Consider the following 15,207-nt stretch of genomic DNA (forward strand, 5'->3'; position numbering starts at 1 on the left):
TTAACATTCACATCATCACCATAACAACCAAAAGACATGCAGCAAAGCTCAGGACAGCAACTACCGCCTGAATGCAGCTGAAGGACAGGTTTTCAATCCAGATCATGTGTTTTCTCTGGACAGCATATGAATAGACAAAAGCGGGGAATACAACCGGAAGATACTGATAAAGATCAGGGCCATCCATGCTCGGAAGTATTTTGTTGATATAAATAAGTGCTTTTTCATTAAAGATCAGCGCAGCATAAAGAGCACCAATGATCATTGAAAATATGAAGGGAGATAAGAGACGCACTGCTTTTCTCTGTTGCATGAAAGGAACATTCTTTTGGCTAGAATTATCGTGCATTATACAATCACCGCCCCTTCTTACTTCACCGTTTGACGAAGAAACGTTTTCTCCTGAAAAGCCCGGTAGTTCAGCAACCCCGCAACGATTGCAAGGATCGTCAAAGCCGCTGCAAACAAATAGAGATTCACAATTCCAATGTATTCAGCAAGCCAGGCCATACCTAGTAAAGAAATGCAGAATACGAGATGCATCATCGAGGATTGAGCAGACAACACTTTGGGCAGCATCGGAGCTGCCACACTGCTCTGAATCAAAGTGCGGCGATTAATCATGGCAAGCTCGGCAAATGGGCCCATAAGCATGACCAGGATCAATGCAGCGAGCGGTTGTGAATTCATTGCATATATTGCGGTCAATACGCCATACCCTGCCATGCCAAGCATCATCACTCCGAAATATCGGCGTCCAATCACTTTGGCCAGAGCAAGCACCAGTAATCCACCGCCAATTGTGCCGGCAAAATAAGCCGCATTAATGAAGCCCCACCATTCTTCTCCTTGACCAAGTGCCACCTGGACAAAAGCTAGGGTAAAAGCACCAACCCATATGGAACCCCCCAGCATGTCGATCATATCCATGAACGTAAGCACACGCAAACGTGGTGTTTGCCAGATCATTTTCCAGCCTTCCGTTAATGTCTGCCACCTGTTTGTGCCCGTTTCCGCAGTAATCCCAGCTGACTTTTGCAATTTACTTTTCGCCAACGAGTCTGCATGGTTTGGCTCCTGGACTCCAATGGTAAAAGCTGCAGCCAAGCCATAAATTATAGCAGTAACCATCAGCGTTGGGCTGGACCCGATCCACGCAACAATTACACCGCTCAGTCCCCAGCCGGCGAACTGCACAACTTGGTCGCTGACACTCATGAGTCCATTTGCTTTGAGTAATCCTTGCTCATGTGTCACCAACCGCGGTATCAACGCATTACGAGCCGGAGTTGTCCATCCATCGAGAAAAGACATCACAAATATAAGCGAGAATACCAGCATCAATGAGGAGGAATCCCCATTAAGTTGTAGATACAAGGCGAGACAAATAAACAGCAGAAACTGCCCTGTTTGTGACAATAAAAGCAGTCTGGACAATTGAAAGCGTTGAATGAGCAGCGGTGCAACAAGACTGCTTAACATCTGGGCTCCACTGCGTATCAAGGGTAAAAGGGCTGCAGACACAAGTGAATTGGTGCGGTCCAGCACCATCACCGTAAGGGCCATAATATATAACACATCAGCAGCATTTGCTGCCGTCTGGGTTGTCCATAGATAATAAAAGGGACGTGTTAAATAAGAAGACTTCATGGACATGTTTCTCCGTTTCTATACCTGGTTATGAAAAAGCGTTAATGGATGCTCTTTATTAGATATCATATTGCCTGTAATCTGCTTCATCACATCCCGATCACGCAGCTCCAGTGATTCCGAATTGAATAGTTCCACAGGTGTGATCCACTTCGCATCTGCAATTTCCGCTGCATTCAGCTTCAGCGAACCACCGATAATTTCACCGAGAAAATGAAATAAAACCACTTGCTGCTGCAAGCTGCTTATAAAATTGTACACTCCTGTCGCCGCTGTCAGTTTAACATCATATCCCGTCTCTTCTCTCGCTTCCCGGCGCGCCGCATCCATTATTGTTTCCCCATACTCCACTCTGCCTGAGGGAAAATTCCATTTGTTCTGGACAGATGGCTTATTTTCTTTAATAATAAGTACCTTGCCTTTATGTAGAATGGAAACACTTGAAACGAGTACTATCCCTTGCTGATTTTTCATTCCAAAAACATCCTCCAACATCCGATAATTTCCACTCTCATAATTAGAACATACGTTCCTTAAATTGTAAATACAAGAATTATCCAAGCTCCCGTTCATCTGTACAAAGATAAAAAAAAGTCCTCCCCATCCTCAAATGTCCTTTGCAAAAAGGCACACTTTAAAAGTTGGGAAAGGACTAATGAAATAACATGTCGTTACCTCTGTGAGCATTGCATCTTCATTTACATTTACATTTACATCTACACCTGCATTTACAATGCCTTCGCCAATTTGGCCGCACGCATTGATGCAGCAGCATAGACAATAAGTGCTGTCCAGATCAGAGCAAAACCACCAAGCAGCACGGGCGATACGGATTCTTTAAACACAAATATGCTTAGAATCAGCATGATGGTTGGACCGATGTACTGAACAAACCCGAGCGTAGACAGCGACATACGCGCAGCTGCTCGTGCAAAGAACAGCAGTGGCAGCGCCGTCACAACACCGGAGAGCAGCAATTCGAAAAACATCGTCGGAGGTAGCGTCCAGGCTGTTGTTTGACCAGCAATACCTAGATAAATCCAGTATCCTAACGCAAGGGGCAGGACAACTGCGGTCTCTGACAACAGCCCCACCGAAGCATCCTGTTTAATTTTTTTCTTCGCCAGGCCGTATAAACCAAAGGACGCCGCCAGAGATATGGCAATCCACGGGAAACGCCCATAGTCGATGGCAATAATCAGCACCGCGACTGCTGCGATAGCGATGGCAAGCCATTGTCCCCGGTTTGGTTTTTCATGAAGAAATACTACGGCAAGCAGCACGTTCAGCAGTGGGTTCAAGTAGTAGCCGAGGCTGGTCTCTACCACATGACCGTTGTTAACGGCCCAGATAAAGATCAGCCAGTTGATCGCAATCAGCAGCCCGCTGGCCGTTAGTGGCAGCAAAAGCGAGCGGCTGGTCCAGATTCGTTTGACATCACTCCAGCGGCGCTGAATCGCAACTAATATTCCCATAAATACAAATGACCACACCACACGGTGTGACAAAATTTCACCTGCCGGCACATCATTAAACAGCTTCCAATATAGCGGGAGCACGCCCCACATGATATAAGCAATAATCGCATTAATTAATCCGTTGTTCATGATTCCTACCTCTCTTTTTAATCTCTGTTTTCTTTCTGTTTGTGTCTCAGATGTCTCAACGGATTATACGCCCGGCTACTTGCATAAGTAAAGAAATACTTATAAAAAAAACAAAACAATATGCAGCTGAATGGATGCCAGCCGACATTGTCTTATAATTTTTTGTTATTTCTCTATTTTGCTGACCAAAATAATGTATAGTATAAAAAAAGCTTTAGGAGGCTGAAATCATCATGTCAAAGGATATCTGGATTAACCTGCCGGTCAAAGATGTCGAGGAGTCAACAGCTTTTTTCAATTCGATTGGCTTGCAAGCCATGAACGTCGGCAATGTGAGAGCCCAAATTTCGATAGGGCAAACGAAGATTCTTCTTTTTCCGATTGAAACCTTTGAAAAATTTACAGGCTCCAAAGCGACAGATACTGCTCAGAGTGGAGAAGTAATCTTTTCTATTGGTGCTGATAGCAGAGAAGAGGTTGATGCCTTTATTCAAAAGGTAGAGCTTGCCGGAGGACGTGTCTTTGGCAGACCGGGTGAAACGGACGGCTGGATGTATGGTGCAGGCTTTGCCGATCTGGATGGCCACCGCTGGAATCTGTTGTATATGGATGAAAGCAAACGAAGCTAGGGGACGAAATCTCGTCCTGAACCATTTTCGAAATTCGGAACTCAGTCTATAGAAAAATAAAAAGACACTCGTCTGAGCGTCCATACGCTGGTATAATTTAATTTGTACAGCCAATTTGTGGTGGGTATAGACAAGCCTCCAGTGGGAGGTGATGTCTATGAACTTCGCTTTTTCCGATGTTCTCATGTTCGCAACTTTTGTGCTTGCGCTCCTGACTTACATTGACAAGAAGAAGTGACTCGCCACAGGTTGAGGGCCTTACGGGGCGGGTCACTTTCTAAGTTACACTACGGGAGGAAGCCCACCACAAATGAAAAGCTGTACAGGAGTAGCCCGGCCAGGCTACTCTTATTTTTGTCTTGCTTCCATTTTATTAAACATCTGTGGACTTTACAACCATTAGTATACGGAAAAGTTACTTTTAAAACGCTCAGCTATCAGTTGTTTTCACTTTTTTTCATGCAAACAAAAGAACTCCGCAGTATGCAGAGCCCTTCATTCATTTTACTCAAGCAGCAAGCTGTGATTCAAGATCAGTCGGTTGCTCAACTTGCGTAGTCGCTGTACGCACAGGTACGCAACTTGTACCTCATGCCGAAACAGGGATAAGAAAATTGTTAAGAGGTTGAAATCCGTTACTTCGCTTCCCCTACCACAGTAAAGCGCTGATTTTGATGCTGTGGCTTCTCAATCTCATCCACAAGCGCAATCGCATAATCGGCATAGCTGATGTAGCTGTTGCCTTCACTGTTCACAATCAAAACATCCTGACCTGCCTTATACTGACCTGTACGTACGCCTTCCGGATTGAAGAAAGCTGCCGGGCTCAGGAACGTCCACTGAATGCCGGAGGAAGCTTGCAGGTCCTTCAGGTTTTGCCCTTGATTCGAAGCAGTTGCTTTATACGCGTCCGGGAACCCTGGGGAGTCAACAAGACGCAGCGTTTTGGATTCATCAGTGAACAGGCTTCCTGCACCGCCCACAACGATCAAGCGGGTGTTCGGTGCTTCTTTCAGAAGATTAATCAGAGCTTGTCCCACCTCAACATGCAGGTTTTCTTTCCCGGCCGGAGCTCCAAACGCATTCACAACCACATCAAAACCTTGCACGTCTGAAGCCGTGAGATCAAATACGTCTTTTTCCAATACATTCAGACTCTTGTCTTGCAGTTTGGATGCGTTACGCACAATTGCGGTTACTTCATGTCCGCGATCCGCCGCTTCTTTCAAAATAATACTTCCTGCTTTGCCTGTTGCACCAATAACTGCAATTTTCATCATCAATCTCTCCTTTAAAATGAAGGTTATTCAGACTATAGCTGTTTTTGAATTTCATAATGTAACTATAATTGTTACAACTAATTCTGTCAACACGTTCTTCTTATTTTTTAACCACAACAAGCAAAATATATGTGGATTCGTGGATCTTTGAAAGCATATGCTTATCACCATTTTTTCCTCGCTGGGGAATCCGAAAACGTTTGGAATTACATTCATTGGAAGAGAGTATCTCGCTCACAGTAACCTTATGTGATGGGATATGTATAAATTTTACGGTCAGGCACACCATATTTGCTGTACTTTAGCATGAATTATGAAAGCTTGACAGCGATAATTCGCAGCGATACTATATCTCTTGAAGAGATATATGATATCCAACGAAAGCCAGGTGAACTTTAATGAAAAATGGCCACACAGCCGAGACGGATTCATCCTCAACACAGTCTGCAACGGAAAATTTTGAACTTACTTCGACTGCATGGACAATATTGGGTTTTCTTTCTTTGCAGCCAAGGAGCGGATACGAAATTCGTGAAGCCGCGAAACGGTCGGTTCGCTTTTTTTGGGGCGTTAGTGACGGACAACTGTATCCCCAATTGAAAATACTTGAGGATCTGGGGCTGATCGAAGCACCGAACGGTGTGGAGAGTCCCCGGTCACGCCAGCGATGGCAGCTAACGGATACGGGTCGGAAAGCTCTCCGCAAATGGCTTGTCAGCCCGTCAGCCCATCTGCAGATACGCGATGAGAATCTTGTCAAATTTTTATTTGCTGCCCAAGAGGGGCCAGAATTGCTGCTGCATTTGATCCGTGAAAGACGGGAAAGCTTCACCTGGTTTCTGAACACAATTAAAGAGACACAGCCGGGCAGCACATGGGAAAGTTCGAAGGAAGACCCTTCCCTTGCGGGACCACTTCTGCTGCAGCGCTATGGAATCGGGTTCGCGGAGACGGTTCTGGATTGGTGCGACCAAGCTGAGGCATCCCTGCTCTCCCCGGAAAACAAGAAAGCTTCTAACGACAAGGAGGACTCCCTATGACAAACGGACTACAGGCCAGTGCCAAAAAACCGTCGGCAGTTACGTTCACCCAGATTTTGTTTTACTTAGCGGCGGCTGTGAATATTGTAAACGGCATCTACTCGCTTGGCAGTCAAGGGACGGTTAAAAAATTGATATGCCTGGCCATGATTGTCGTCGGTGTCGCTTCTATATGGGTCGGAGCCCGTCTTAGTGCTCCCCACGTATCACGGCGCAGTTTAGCCATCTCACTATCTGTTGTGATAATCGTGCTAAGGCTCATCGAATTTGCCGTCTGGCAAAGTATCGGTTTTTTGCTGGGTGTTATTTTGCCGGTGCTCATTATTTGGAGGCTAAACAGCACTGAAGCAAAGAACTGGTTTAGCTTAAAATGACAATTTGACCATCGCCGTGCTCAGAGCCAAGCCACATAAGGGGAGTTTTTACAACCATGAGACTGATCAAGCGCCTGCTACTAATTATGCTTGCTATTATAGTGATCGCCTCGCTCGCCATAATCACTTACGCTGCTACACCTCTTTCTTCCTGTTCGTTTCCGGAAAAAGTAGTTTCCGATGTGTCAACAAGTGGTCTCGGTCAATCGAACTCAAGCGGCGGTAAGCCGTCCGCTGCAGATCATGTACAATATGTGGAAGCGAATGATCACACTCGTCTGGCTTATCGGGCATACGCTCCTACTAACCCGAAGGCCGTTGTCATTTTCTATCACGGTTCGGGTGCAAATAGCGGGGCGGGCTATGAGCCGATCGGGGAGGAACTGAGTCAGCGTTTCGGAATAGCGACGTATTTGCCGGACATTCGAGGTCACGGCTTGTCCGAAGGTCCCCGGGGAGACGCACCAAACGTTCAGCAGGTGTACGATGATGTCACAAGCATCATTGACACTGCGCACCATCAATTTCCTTCCGTGCCTGTATTTTTGGGCGGACATTCCGCGGGAGCAGGGCTAGTGATGAATTATATCAATTCGCCGCATCCCGAAGCCGTGAATGGTTATCTGTTCGTCTCGCCGGATTTCGGTCCAAAATCCGACACCATGCAGGAAGGCAACGGAAATTTCGCAACGGTATGTGTCAAATCCTTCATAGCCAACGCCCTGACAGGTGGGCTGCTCAAAGGACATGCAATCGGTGTTCGGTACAATTACTCGGAGGAGCAATTGAAGTCAAGCATCGGGCTCATCCAATACAACACCGTTAATATGGCGCTGGCGCTTAATCCTTCCCATCCGCCGCAGGAAGTTGCCCGGATAAACAAGCCTTTCGGGTTATGGATCGGGGCTGAGGATGAAATTATGGACCCGCAAAAAGTAGCCGCATTCGCTGGCTTGGCGACACGGGTAAGCCAGCAATCATCAACGGAAATCGTGCCCGGCGAGAAACATTTGACGATTTTAAACGACGCCGCCAAGCTGATGGGCCCTTGGGTATTACAAGCGTTGACTCATTGATACGTACCTCCTCCATAATCACTTTCATAGTGGTTATGGAGTTTTTTTGAATATCGGATTCTTTTTTATTTCCCATCATTACAAATAAAAAAGGACACACTTCCTCGCGAAACTTTTCGCTGGAAATGCGTCCTGCTATTTTTGCAAATCACTACTCAAAAAACAAGCTCAAACCCGTGCCAGATTAACAATCCTTATCCGGTACACCCGCTTCTTCTCTCGTACGGAACGATGAACCGCAGCCGCATGTGGCTACTGCGTTCGGGTTATGAATGGTGAATCTACGCTTGGCTATTCGGAAGGCTTAACGCCCGTCACTACGCGGTTTCTCGGTTACAACCGGGATTGTGAATCCGCACGACTACTTGTTAATCACGCGCTACTATAGCGCATAATCTCGTTAATCGCATTCTACCCTAGTGAAGACGGACAAGTCAACGCAGATTTCAACCCTTGACGAAAATTTGATGCGCGGATTTTTCGGGTACCTGATTACGGCGCGCCTCGCATGGGCCTTGGGGTAGCGGAGAACGTGCCGTGCCCTCTCGCATAAATATACAGCCTCGGAGGATTGCGGATATGTGATTATCAATCCCTCGTATCCCCCGTAAACCCGCGCCAATCCTACGTTTCCTATCCGTATGCATAATCCCGCTCTATTCACCGTATATACATTTCCAGTTCTATACGCTAATAAACCGCATAACCACGCGGATAATCCGCCCTTTACGTTAATAACCGCTGGCAGTTTATACATCCGATTACCCGCGCAGTATACACCGTTTATGCACCGCTCAACCCCGGAGTTTTAGCGTGGCCGTCCGCCAGGTGCGCGTTGTAGGTTTTGACGCCCCCTCACCGCTATCCTGTCCGGTAACGTCCGCTATTCTTACGCAGATTCTCCGCCAACTAATTCGTTCAATTCCTCGATATCTCTGCGGATTTCCTCGTCTGTCTTACGATTGCTTACGATTTCATCGCGTCGATCTTCAACGATTGTTCGATCGGACAACAACGCGAAGCGACGCATATAAAGATCGAGGGCTTTTACGGAAGGCAAACCGTTATTTCCGCCGCGGATCGCTTTCACCAGAGCAACGTTTACTTCCGATTGCATTCCGCGCAGATTAATATCTGTAAGATAATTAACGTAATCGATAAAATGTTCTTGCGCTTTCCATTCGTAAAGAGTTGAACGTGCGATGCCGATCTCTTCCGCTACTTCTTGCATACTCTTCTTACGGCCATCCTCGGACAGCAGCTCTCCCCATTCGTTACTCACCAGTAATTGCGCGGCCTTCCTTTGCTGTACGGTAAGCTGCGCCTCTAATACACTACGTTGTCTACTCATAGCTATCGTCCTCCTCATATTCGTTAATCTCTGGCAGTACATCGGCAATCGCGGTATCGACGTCTTCTTCCGCAATAACAGCCGCGCCTCTAATCTCGTAGGATAACGCGGAATCTTTCGTCATTAGTCCGATGCTGAAATGCACCTTCCGCATAAGTCCGTTAATATCCAGTTCGTCTGTCTTACCGGTATCAATCGCTTCATTCACGCGCCTAATAATCTGCAGGAACGCACCGGCTCCAAGCGCATGTAATCCGCACCAAAAACCCATAGAGTAACGTAGGATTTTCGCAGCTTCCTCGTATTTAGCGAGCTTACTTACGTCGATTCGCGTTATTTGGCCCGCCGCCAGTACCGCCGCATACTTAACCGCAATTACTTTAAGCGGCTGCAGTCGATCTATTAGTGCCACCGACAACGGAATATCAACGATCTTCGGGCGTGGCTTCGGATTGGGATTCCTTCCGTTATCAATGCGTATTTGCCGCAGCTTCTCATCTAACCTAGCGATATCTGTCCGTAACTCCGCGTTAGTCATTGCCATCGTTTAAATCTCCTCCTCGTATTAAAAAGGCCCGCAATTACGCGGACCTCGAAGTAGTGAACGTACCGCCCCAATTCTGATTCGCGCTATTGCCGTGGTTGTGCGTAGGCAACGTAATATCGTGCGTATGGTTATTAAGCTTGGCCCATATCGCGTCAAGTTGCGTCTGTAGCCCGGTTACACTTCCGATCCCCACGTTAAGCCCTGTTACTTCGCGGCGAAATTCAACGGTACCGTCGATCGTTACCGCGCCTTGTAGACGGATCGGATTACCGGTATTGTTTGATCCGATAAACACGTCGGAACTAATTAGCGAGATGCCACCGCTGTTCTGATACGAATTGATCTCGCCGGCCGTGCTTCCACCCGTTCCGAAGAACGTAATAGCAGAGACGCCGTTGTCCGAGCCGGTATTTATACGGATGCGATTCGTACCATTAGCGTCATATGTCCGTAAACCCTGTGCGTCGACTTCAATACGCCGGTTGGCTGCTGCTGTGCGTATCAATGCGCCGGTCACCGTACCGCCTACCAATCCCGCTGATAATGCGAGTGTCTCTTCAACCGTAATCGTTTCAATGCGCGGAGTCTCATTTAAGCGCTGACGACCGAGATAGTACGCGCCATTAACGTTAAACTCGAATAGATCAAGTTCGCCGCCAATCTCAGCGCCCGAAAATTCTTCGAATAACTCGCGGATAAACTCACCGGTATCCTTTCCGTCATCCCACGTTTGCAACGCCCGAGTTAACACTTTGTCGGCTTCGTAACCACCTGTTACTATGTGAACCCCTCCGTCTGTTCCGCGCCGTGTAACCGGATTGAAATGGCTACTTGGCAAGAATGTATGAGAAACCGTTCGGCCTGACTGATCCATTTTGAATAGGATGGCATTAAGCGGCATATCCTGCCTCTCTCCGCTATAGCGCTCAGCTAATCCGCGGTTATGTTTTTTTAAAATGCGCCGGAATACCGTGATATTCTTTGTTTTCTCTCGGTCGAACTCACTAGCGATGTTAAAACACGTCTTAGCATCTCCGGCCAAGAAGATGATTGTGTCGCCAATAATGAACGACTTCTGAACGGGCTCCACATGCCGCCTTTTACTACCGTCCAACATACGAAATGTCATCGCGGTATCTGATCCTATGATCATCCGATCGGGAAACTGGACACATATACATAAACTCATCGCTACTCCTCCTTTGATATGAAAAAGAGAGGCACGCGGCCCCTCACTTACTCAAATTCTCTTAAATTGCCCCGGCAGCTCGCTTAATCTGCGTGTATAATCCGATGTTATCCGGAGATGGGTTGTTCTTCGCGTAGCGTTCCGCCGCCTTGACATCCGCCCTGGTTACGGTACCGTCCGCGAGTTTAGTGCGGAGCTGACTGCCAAGAATGCGATGATCAATGTGCGCCATCTTTTCCCCTTCGTAATGGTCGAACCGGTCACGGATGAGGTAAGCGCGGGTAATATCGTCGGGGTCGTTCGTTTCCTTTGCGCGAGTATCAAAACGGTCGACGTCCTGCGCGGTAGGAACCGGAATGAAGCTCACTCCGGACTCCTCGTTGAACATTAGCTCAACCGTTTCGTTATACTCTCGCTCCATGCGTTTTGCTCTTACGATCTTCTCCGGATATCCCGAAGCCATTTTAAGCGCCTCTGTTACGTTTGTGTAGCTGATTGATTCCGTGTTCATGTAAATTCCTCCTCAGTTTAATTAGCCTACTGCGCGTCTTAGGTTATCGAGTTGGTATAAATCATGCTCTGTGAGGGTTGCCTTGTGGAACGCTCCCCCAACTGTATTTAGATCAGGTCTGTTTGTTTTGTACATAAATCTGCTTCTATTGCTACCTCCGTCTATCGTATTGATCATGTCGAGGCGCTCATTCTCAATCTCCTTAGCTACTTCTGTCGCTTTTTCATAAGCTTGTTTGTAAGCTGCAGCCGCACGTCCAAGCTCGTCAATTGCGGGATTTAGTACCTCTTCGAAGTAAGTTGCCGCATAGTCCGTATTCCATGCGTCTACTACATCCTCCGGCGTGATATTATTAGTATTTAAGGATGTCGATGCAAGTGCTTGTGCTTGGGCCGCAATCCTGCGAACCGCACGTTCTGCATCGGATACCTTAGTGTCTGCTTCGTCGATCTGTTTATCGAGGTTAATACCCTCACGGACGGACCGCGCAACAAGTTCGGCATATTCGCGCTTGCTTTCTTCTACAGCTCTCGCGGCCTCATCTTGCTTAGCTCGCCACTCCCCCTGTCTTGCAAACGTTTCTTCACGTTGTTTTTTGAATTGCTCAAGCTTCTCAAATTGTTTCATTTTTGTTATCCCCTTTTTCAATGTATTGGATTAGTTTATATAGCCAACTGACGACGCAGGCGCGCCATCCTGTTAACTCGATGGTAACTTCGGTCGGAGGTTCTGACGGATACAGCTCCCGGTAAACTTCCGGACTATCCTTCACGATGCGGGAAAGATGCGCCATGTCTGACGGATGTAGAATCTCCGCGTTAATCTCCGGATCAGCCAGCGCGTGACGAAATATCTCGCGGTCACTCGTCTGCAGGTCAAAGCCTCCGCTAATCTGCGCAAATTCTGCAACCTCTAGCGCAAGCTGTATCGCAAGCAACGGATCGGAGCACGGAGCGATTGAGGACGTTTGAAGCTGGCCGCGTGAATTGTACAGTTGGATATGAAGGAGCTGCGCAACGCCTTCCACTCTGACCCAATCCGCGATAATTAACGGCTTCATTCCGTCACCACATCGTAACCGTCGTCTTCGAGAAGTTTACAGAAATCCCATAACCGGCCCATTACAGCGGTTGAGGCAGCTAGAACGGGAAGCCTGAAAGATTCGGCCCGAATAACAACACCCTCCGCACTCACTGCCTCGAACGTATGGGTGGTAGATACGGAACCGAACGGCGTGCTTGACTTACAGCTCACCTTAACTATTTCGCGCGGATGTTCTGGCTTAGAATTGTAATACCCCGCCTTACGAGCGCTTGTATATGTGCGTTCTTCCGGCTCGCCGTAGGTGATGTCTCGGCTCATAATCATCAGCGCGTACCCATTCGCACGTTAACCGCGCAGGGCTTGCCGAACTTATCCGCGCCGACCTCGTAGCTCACACGCTGCCCGACCGGAATATACGCCGTGTCCGAGTCTTCACACGCGCTTAAATGGAAGAAGATCGAACGGCGGCCGGTTTCGATAAATCCGTAACTCTTATCCGCGTTGAACATTTTTACGGAGCCCTTTGAGCGTTTCGGCTTGCGTAGTTCTGGCGCTTGTGTGAGCGACTTGCCTAAACTTGGCCCGATTAGCGCGTTGATCTCGTCCATTTCACCGTTCTGCAAGCCATTCCATACGTTACCCATTCGTAATCTCTCCTTTATAGTGGTTAATGAGCGCCAGGATCGCCGCTCTTATCTCTGCTTTCGTAATTCCATAATTTTTCGTTGGACTATATGCCTTGCATATTGATATCGCGGTTTTCTCGATCAAACGATATAGCCGCGCACCCTCCATCTTAACGGCGGTACTCATGACGACATTCCGCTCGACGTGGCCGTAAATGACTGATAGAAAGTCCTCGCGCACATAACTGTCGATTACGTAAGGCTCGAAACGCAGCGTCCGCTTGGCTCCGTAATCTATCTCGAAGCTTTCCGTGATCATCTCTTCCGCCCCTTCCGCCGGCGCTTGCGTTCTTCTTCCGCCAGGATTGGAGCCATGAACCTTATCCATGCGCGGCTTGCCGTTTCGCCGAACGTGATTTCGATACCGTCTGCGTACGTTACCTTTACTGTGCGGTCGATCATCATTGCGCCTCAGCTCCCTTTTGCTGTCTTCGCGCTCGTCCTCCGCGGTAGAGCCCGCGTCCTTTGAGAACGAACAACCTCAAGTAGCGACAATCCTGCGGCTCATCACGGTACAACTTGCAGCGCGGGTCAGTTTCGCCGCTGAGCGCAATCATAAGTGCGCATGTCTTGTCCGGATTGATGTATTCGCATTGCCTCGTATCCTCTTTGTCCACTTACGTATTCCCCTCTCAAAAACTTGCATATATCGCACCCTTTTCCGTGATTTCGCTTGATTATAGGCGCGCCAAAAAGAAGCCGAGGGTCGTAGTTCCTCCGCCTGTTCAAAGCTCTGTATTCACGTAAAATCTACGTAATCTGTACCACGTTGAACAATCTCTTAGCTACGCGTTTTCTTGCGGCTGGAACACGGTATTGCATTCCGGTTACTTGGCCTTCGCGCTCATACGTAGCCATGACGACAAAGTCCGGATAGCTACGTTTAATCCGGCGCCACACGTCCTCACTTTCTGTATAAGCGGCTAGGTTGTCGCTGTCTAATCGCCAAATTGCGTTCTCCATCTCGTTCACTTCCTAAGATTAACGTTTTAAAGTGTTAAAGTTAGTGCGCAAAATAATAAGCGCCTCTTACAGCGCCAATTTGTCGGACTCCTTCGCTCTCTGAATTGCAGTTAATACGTCTTCTCCGGTGCCGAACACTTGAGCGATCCGGATACGTAGATTATGGGATACTGGACGGTGACCTCCTTCAACCGCAGCGATACAGGAACGCGAAACGGACAACGCTTCTGCGAAATCCGTTTGACGCATATTCCGAGATATTCGGATTGCTCTAACTGATTGTGCATCCACGGTTACAAACCTCCCTTCAATATTCTTCTTGTTACTTTTGCTTCAAATAAAATATCTCGTTGGCGGGATACCGCCTATACATACTACTGGAATAAAGTTCGATTACATTAGGCCGTTTTCGCCTTAACTTTCCGTATTTTAGCGAGTAATCTGTCTCGCTCTACTTGGCAGACGGACTTCGGTTTTTGTTTGTAGTGCAGAAGGATGTCACACACTTTTACCCGCCCTGGCTGCGCGCTGTGAGAATAAAACGCATTCCCACAAACCTTGCAAACTCGGACTCGCCGCATGTCAATCCGCGCTAGGGCTTCACCAATGTTCTCCGCTGACCTGCGCTTATCAACCGTTTCCCTATTCCACGGGCTACCGTCTGCATACTGACCAATAAACTCACGCGGATGCTGCTTAACGGATGTCAAAATGCCGGTCAACTCTTCCTCCGACATGTCCGTACGCTCCCCATATAAAACGTCCTCTACTGAGTTTGTCTGCGGGATCGCGTCTTCAAATACGGTACCGCGCGGTTGATAATCGGGGTTAAGCTCAGAACGCTCAAAGCGTAATAACACTTCGCGACCGTTACTGCGGACCTCCTCACGGTATGCCTTCTCCGCGCCGCGAACGGGATACTCCACCTCTCTCTCCGCTACCTCTCCGATATTCATAATGAAGTCCGCGAGGATATCTCCGATCGTCTGGTAAGCTGCGCTCTTTTTGAGAAGCGATGGATGGCGCATTTTCCACATCCAATATAACTGACGCTGGACTCCGCCTTGTTCGAGCTCATCAGTAAGCTGACGGACCAGTTCGGGGCGCCAGGCGCTAGGTGCGTCCTTATGTTCGATTACAAACTCCTGGATTTTTTTGAGAACCTCAGTTTTGCTTGTCATTGTCGTTTCCCCCTTGTGGTTGTTGAACGGTTTAACTTCCGCGTATCGTTTGTTCTTACTCTTCTTTTTCCCCGCGCTA

General features: G+C 48.0%; 21 protein-coding genes and 1 pseudogene. 5 read left to right on the forward strand and 17 right to left on the reverse strand.

Annotation, left to right across the window (positions count from 1 at the left end):
* Window positions 1-7: 7 nt before the first annotated feature.
* The 4 genes from ACQSGY_RS14210 to rarD form a co-directional block, all read right to left on the reverse strand.
* Window positions 8-349: a hypothetical protein gene (locus tag ACQSGY_RS14210; RefSeq protein ID WP_427052358.1), complete on the reverse strand. Its 342-nt coding sequence runs from the start codon at window positions 347-349 to the stop codon at window positions 8-10.
* A 20-nt stretch (window positions 350-369) separates the two neighbouring features.
* Window positions 370-1,650, reverse strand: coding sequence for an MFS transporter (locus tag ACQSGY_RS14215; protein WP_427052359.1), 1,281 nt, complete (start codon window positions 1,648-1,650; stop codon window positions 370-372).
* 18 nt (window positions 1,651-1,668) lie between these two features.
* Window positions 1,669-2,124 carry an NUDIX hydrolase gene (locus ACQSGY_RS14220; protein ID WP_427052360.1) on the reverse strand — a complete coding sequence of 152 codons (456 nt, stop codon included), beginning with the start codon at window positions 2,122-2,124 and terminating at the stop codon, window positions 1,669-1,671.
* A gap of 254 nt (window positions 2,125-2,378) precedes the next feature.
* Window positions 2,379-3,257, reverse strand: coding sequence for an EamA family transporter RarD (rarD, locus tag ACQSGY_RS14225; protein WP_427052361.1), 879 nt, complete (start codon window positions 3,255-3,257; stop codon window positions 2,379-2,381).
* A 233-nt stretch (window positions 3,258-3,490) separates the two neighbouring features.
* Here rarD and ACQSGY_RS14230 point away from each other — a divergent pair, with 233 nt between their 5' ends.
* Both ACQSGY_RS14230 and ACQSGY_RS14235 read left to right on the forward strand, forming a co-directional pair.
* Window positions 3,491-3,886 carry a VOC family protein gene (locus ACQSGY_RS14230; protein ID WP_427052362.1) on the forward strand — a complete coding sequence of 132 codons (396 nt, stop codon included), beginning with the start codon at window positions 3,491-3,493 and terminating at the stop codon, window positions 3,884-3,886.
* A gap of 157 nt (window positions 3,887-4,043) precedes the next feature.
* On the forward strand, window positions 4,044-4,124 hold the full coding sequence (locus ACQSGY_RS14235; protein ID WP_427052446.1) for a putative holin-like toxin: 81 nt from the start codon (window positions 4,044-4,046) through the stop codon (window positions 4,122-4,124).
* A 397-nt stretch (window positions 4,125-4,521) separates the two neighbouring features.
* Here ACQSGY_RS14235 and ACQSGY_RS14240 read toward each other — a convergent pair whose 3' ends face one another.
* Window positions 4,522-5,163, reverse strand: coding sequence for an NAD(P)-dependent oxidoreductase (locus ACQSGY_RS14240; RefSeq protein WP_145405387.1), 642 nt, complete (start codon window positions 5,161-5,163; stop codon window positions 4,522-4,524).
* Window positions 5,164-5,564: 401 nt separating this feature from the next.
* On the opposite strand from ACQSGY_RS14240, the gene ACQSGY_RS14245 reads away from it, so the two are divergent.
* Genes ACQSGY_RS14245 through ACQSGY_RS14255 form a run of 3 tightly spaced genes read left to right on the forward strand, consistent with a single transcriptional unit; the run spans window position 5,565 to window position 7,656 of the window.
* Window positions 5,565-6,206 carry a PadR family transcriptional regulator gene (locus ACQSGY_RS14245; RefSeq protein ID WP_427052363.1) on the forward strand — a complete coding sequence of 214 codons (642 nt, stop codon included), beginning with the start codon at window positions 5,565-5,567 and terminating at the stop codon, window positions 6,204-6,206.
* Window positions 6,203-6,580, forward strand: coding sequence for a hypothetical protein (locus ACQSGY_RS14250; RefSeq protein WP_427052364.1), 378 nt, complete (start codon window positions 6,203-6,205; stop codon window positions 6,578-6,580). Before ACQSGY_RS14245 ends, ACQSGY_RS14250 begins: the two co-directional genes overlap by 4 nt.
* A gap of 56 nt (window positions 6,581-6,636) precedes the next feature.
* A complete protein-coding gene (locus ACQSGY_RS14255; RefSeq protein ID WP_427052366.1) occupies window positions 6,637-7,656 on the forward strand; it encodes an alpha/beta hydrolase in 1,020 nt (339 codons plus the stop codon).
* A 184-nt stretch (window positions 7,657-7,840) separates the two neighbouring features.
* Here ACQSGY_RS14255 and ACQSGY_RS14260 read toward each other — a convergent pair.
* The 12 genes and pseudogenes from ACQSGY_RS14260 to ACQSGY_RS14315 all read right to left on the reverse strand — a co-directional run.
* A pseudogene (locus tag ACQSGY_RS14260) lies at window positions 7,841-7,936 on the reverse strand (iron-sulfur cluster assembly accessory protein); the annotation flags it as partial.
* A 609-nt stretch (window positions 7,937-8,545) separates the two neighbouring features.
* Complete coding sequence (locus tag ACQSGY_RS14265) at window positions 8,546-9,007, reverse strand: phBC6A51 family helix-turn-helix protein (RefSeq protein WP_427052367.1); 462 nt, start codon at window positions 9,005-9,007, stop codon at window positions 8,546-8,548.
* Window positions 9,000-9,551, reverse strand: coding sequence for a hypothetical protein (locus tag ACQSGY_RS14270; RefSeq protein ID WP_427052368.1), 552 nt, complete (start codon window positions 9,549-9,551; stop codon window positions 9,000-9,002). Before ACQSGY_RS14270 ends, ACQSGY_RS14265 begins: the two co-directional genes overlap by 8 nt.
* A 37-nt stretch (window positions 9,552-9,588) precedes the next feature.
* Window positions 9,589-10,392, reverse strand: a complete 804-nt coding sequence (locus ACQSGY_RS14275; protein ID WP_427052369.1) for a hypothetical protein — start codon at window positions 10,390-10,392, stop codon at window positions 9,589-9,591.
* Window positions 10,393-10,804: 412 nt separating this feature from the next.
* Complete coding sequence (locus ACQSGY_RS14280; protein WP_427052370.1) at window positions 10,805-11,254, reverse strand: hypothetical protein; 450 nt, start codon at window positions 11,252-11,254, stop codon at window positions 10,805-10,807.
* A 21-nt stretch (window positions 11,255-11,275) separates the two neighbouring features.
* A complete protein-coding gene (locus ACQSGY_RS14285; RefSeq protein WP_427052372.1) occupies window positions 11,276-11,881 on the reverse strand; it encodes a hypothetical protein in 606 nt (201 codons plus the stop codon).
* The gene (locus ACQSGY_RS14290; RefSeq protein ID WP_427052373.1) at window positions 11,868-12,314 is read right to left on the reverse strand and encodes a hypothetical protein; all 447 of its coding nucleotides are present in this window, start codon (window positions 12,312-12,314) and stop codon (window positions 11,868-11,870) included. Before ACQSGY_RS14290 ends, ACQSGY_RS14285 begins: the two co-directional genes overlap by 14 nt.
* Window positions 12,315-12,621: 307 nt before the next feature.
* Window positions 12,622-12,942: a cold-shock protein gene (locus ACQSGY_RS14295; RefSeq protein ID WP_427052374.1), complete on the reverse strand. Its 321-nt coding sequence runs from the start codon at window positions 12,940-12,942 to the stop codon at window positions 12,622-12,624.
* The gene (locus ACQSGY_RS14300) at window positions 12,935-13,312 is read right to left on the reverse strand and encodes a hypothetical protein (RefSeq protein ID WP_427052375.1); all 378 of its coding nucleotides are present in this window, start codon (window positions 13,310-13,312) and stop codon (window positions 12,935-12,937) included. Before ACQSGY_RS14300 ends, ACQSGY_RS14295 begins: the two co-directional genes overlap by 8 nt.
* Window positions 13,313-13,734: 422 nt before the next feature.
* On the reverse strand, window positions 13,735-13,947 hold the full coding sequence (locus ACQSGY_RS14305) for a hypothetical protein (RefSeq protein ID WP_427052376.1): 213 nt from the start codon (window positions 13,945-13,947) through the stop codon (window positions 13,735-13,737).
* Between the two features lie 66 nt (window positions 13,948-14,013).
* Window positions 14,014-14,238 (reverse strand): helix-turn-helix transcriptional regulator, encoded by a 225-nt coding sequence (locus tag ACQSGY_RS14310; protein ID WP_427052377.1) that lies wholly within the window; start codon window positions 14,236-14,238, stop codon window positions 14,014-14,016.
* A 107-nt stretch (window positions 14,239-14,345) separates the two neighbouring features.
* Complete coding sequence (locus ACQSGY_RS14315; RefSeq protein ID WP_427052378.1) at window positions 14,346-15,128, reverse strand: hypothetical protein; 783 nt, start codon at window positions 15,126-15,128, stop codon at window positions 14,346-14,348.
* Between the last annotated feature and the right edge of the window lie 79 nt (window positions 15,129-15,207).

The sequence above is a fragment of the Paenibacillus sp. TC-CSREp1 genome (assembly GCF_050171015.1).
Classification (GTDB): Bacteria; Bacillota; Bacilli; order Paenibacillales; family Paenibacillaceae; genus Paenibacillus; species Paenibacillus silvae.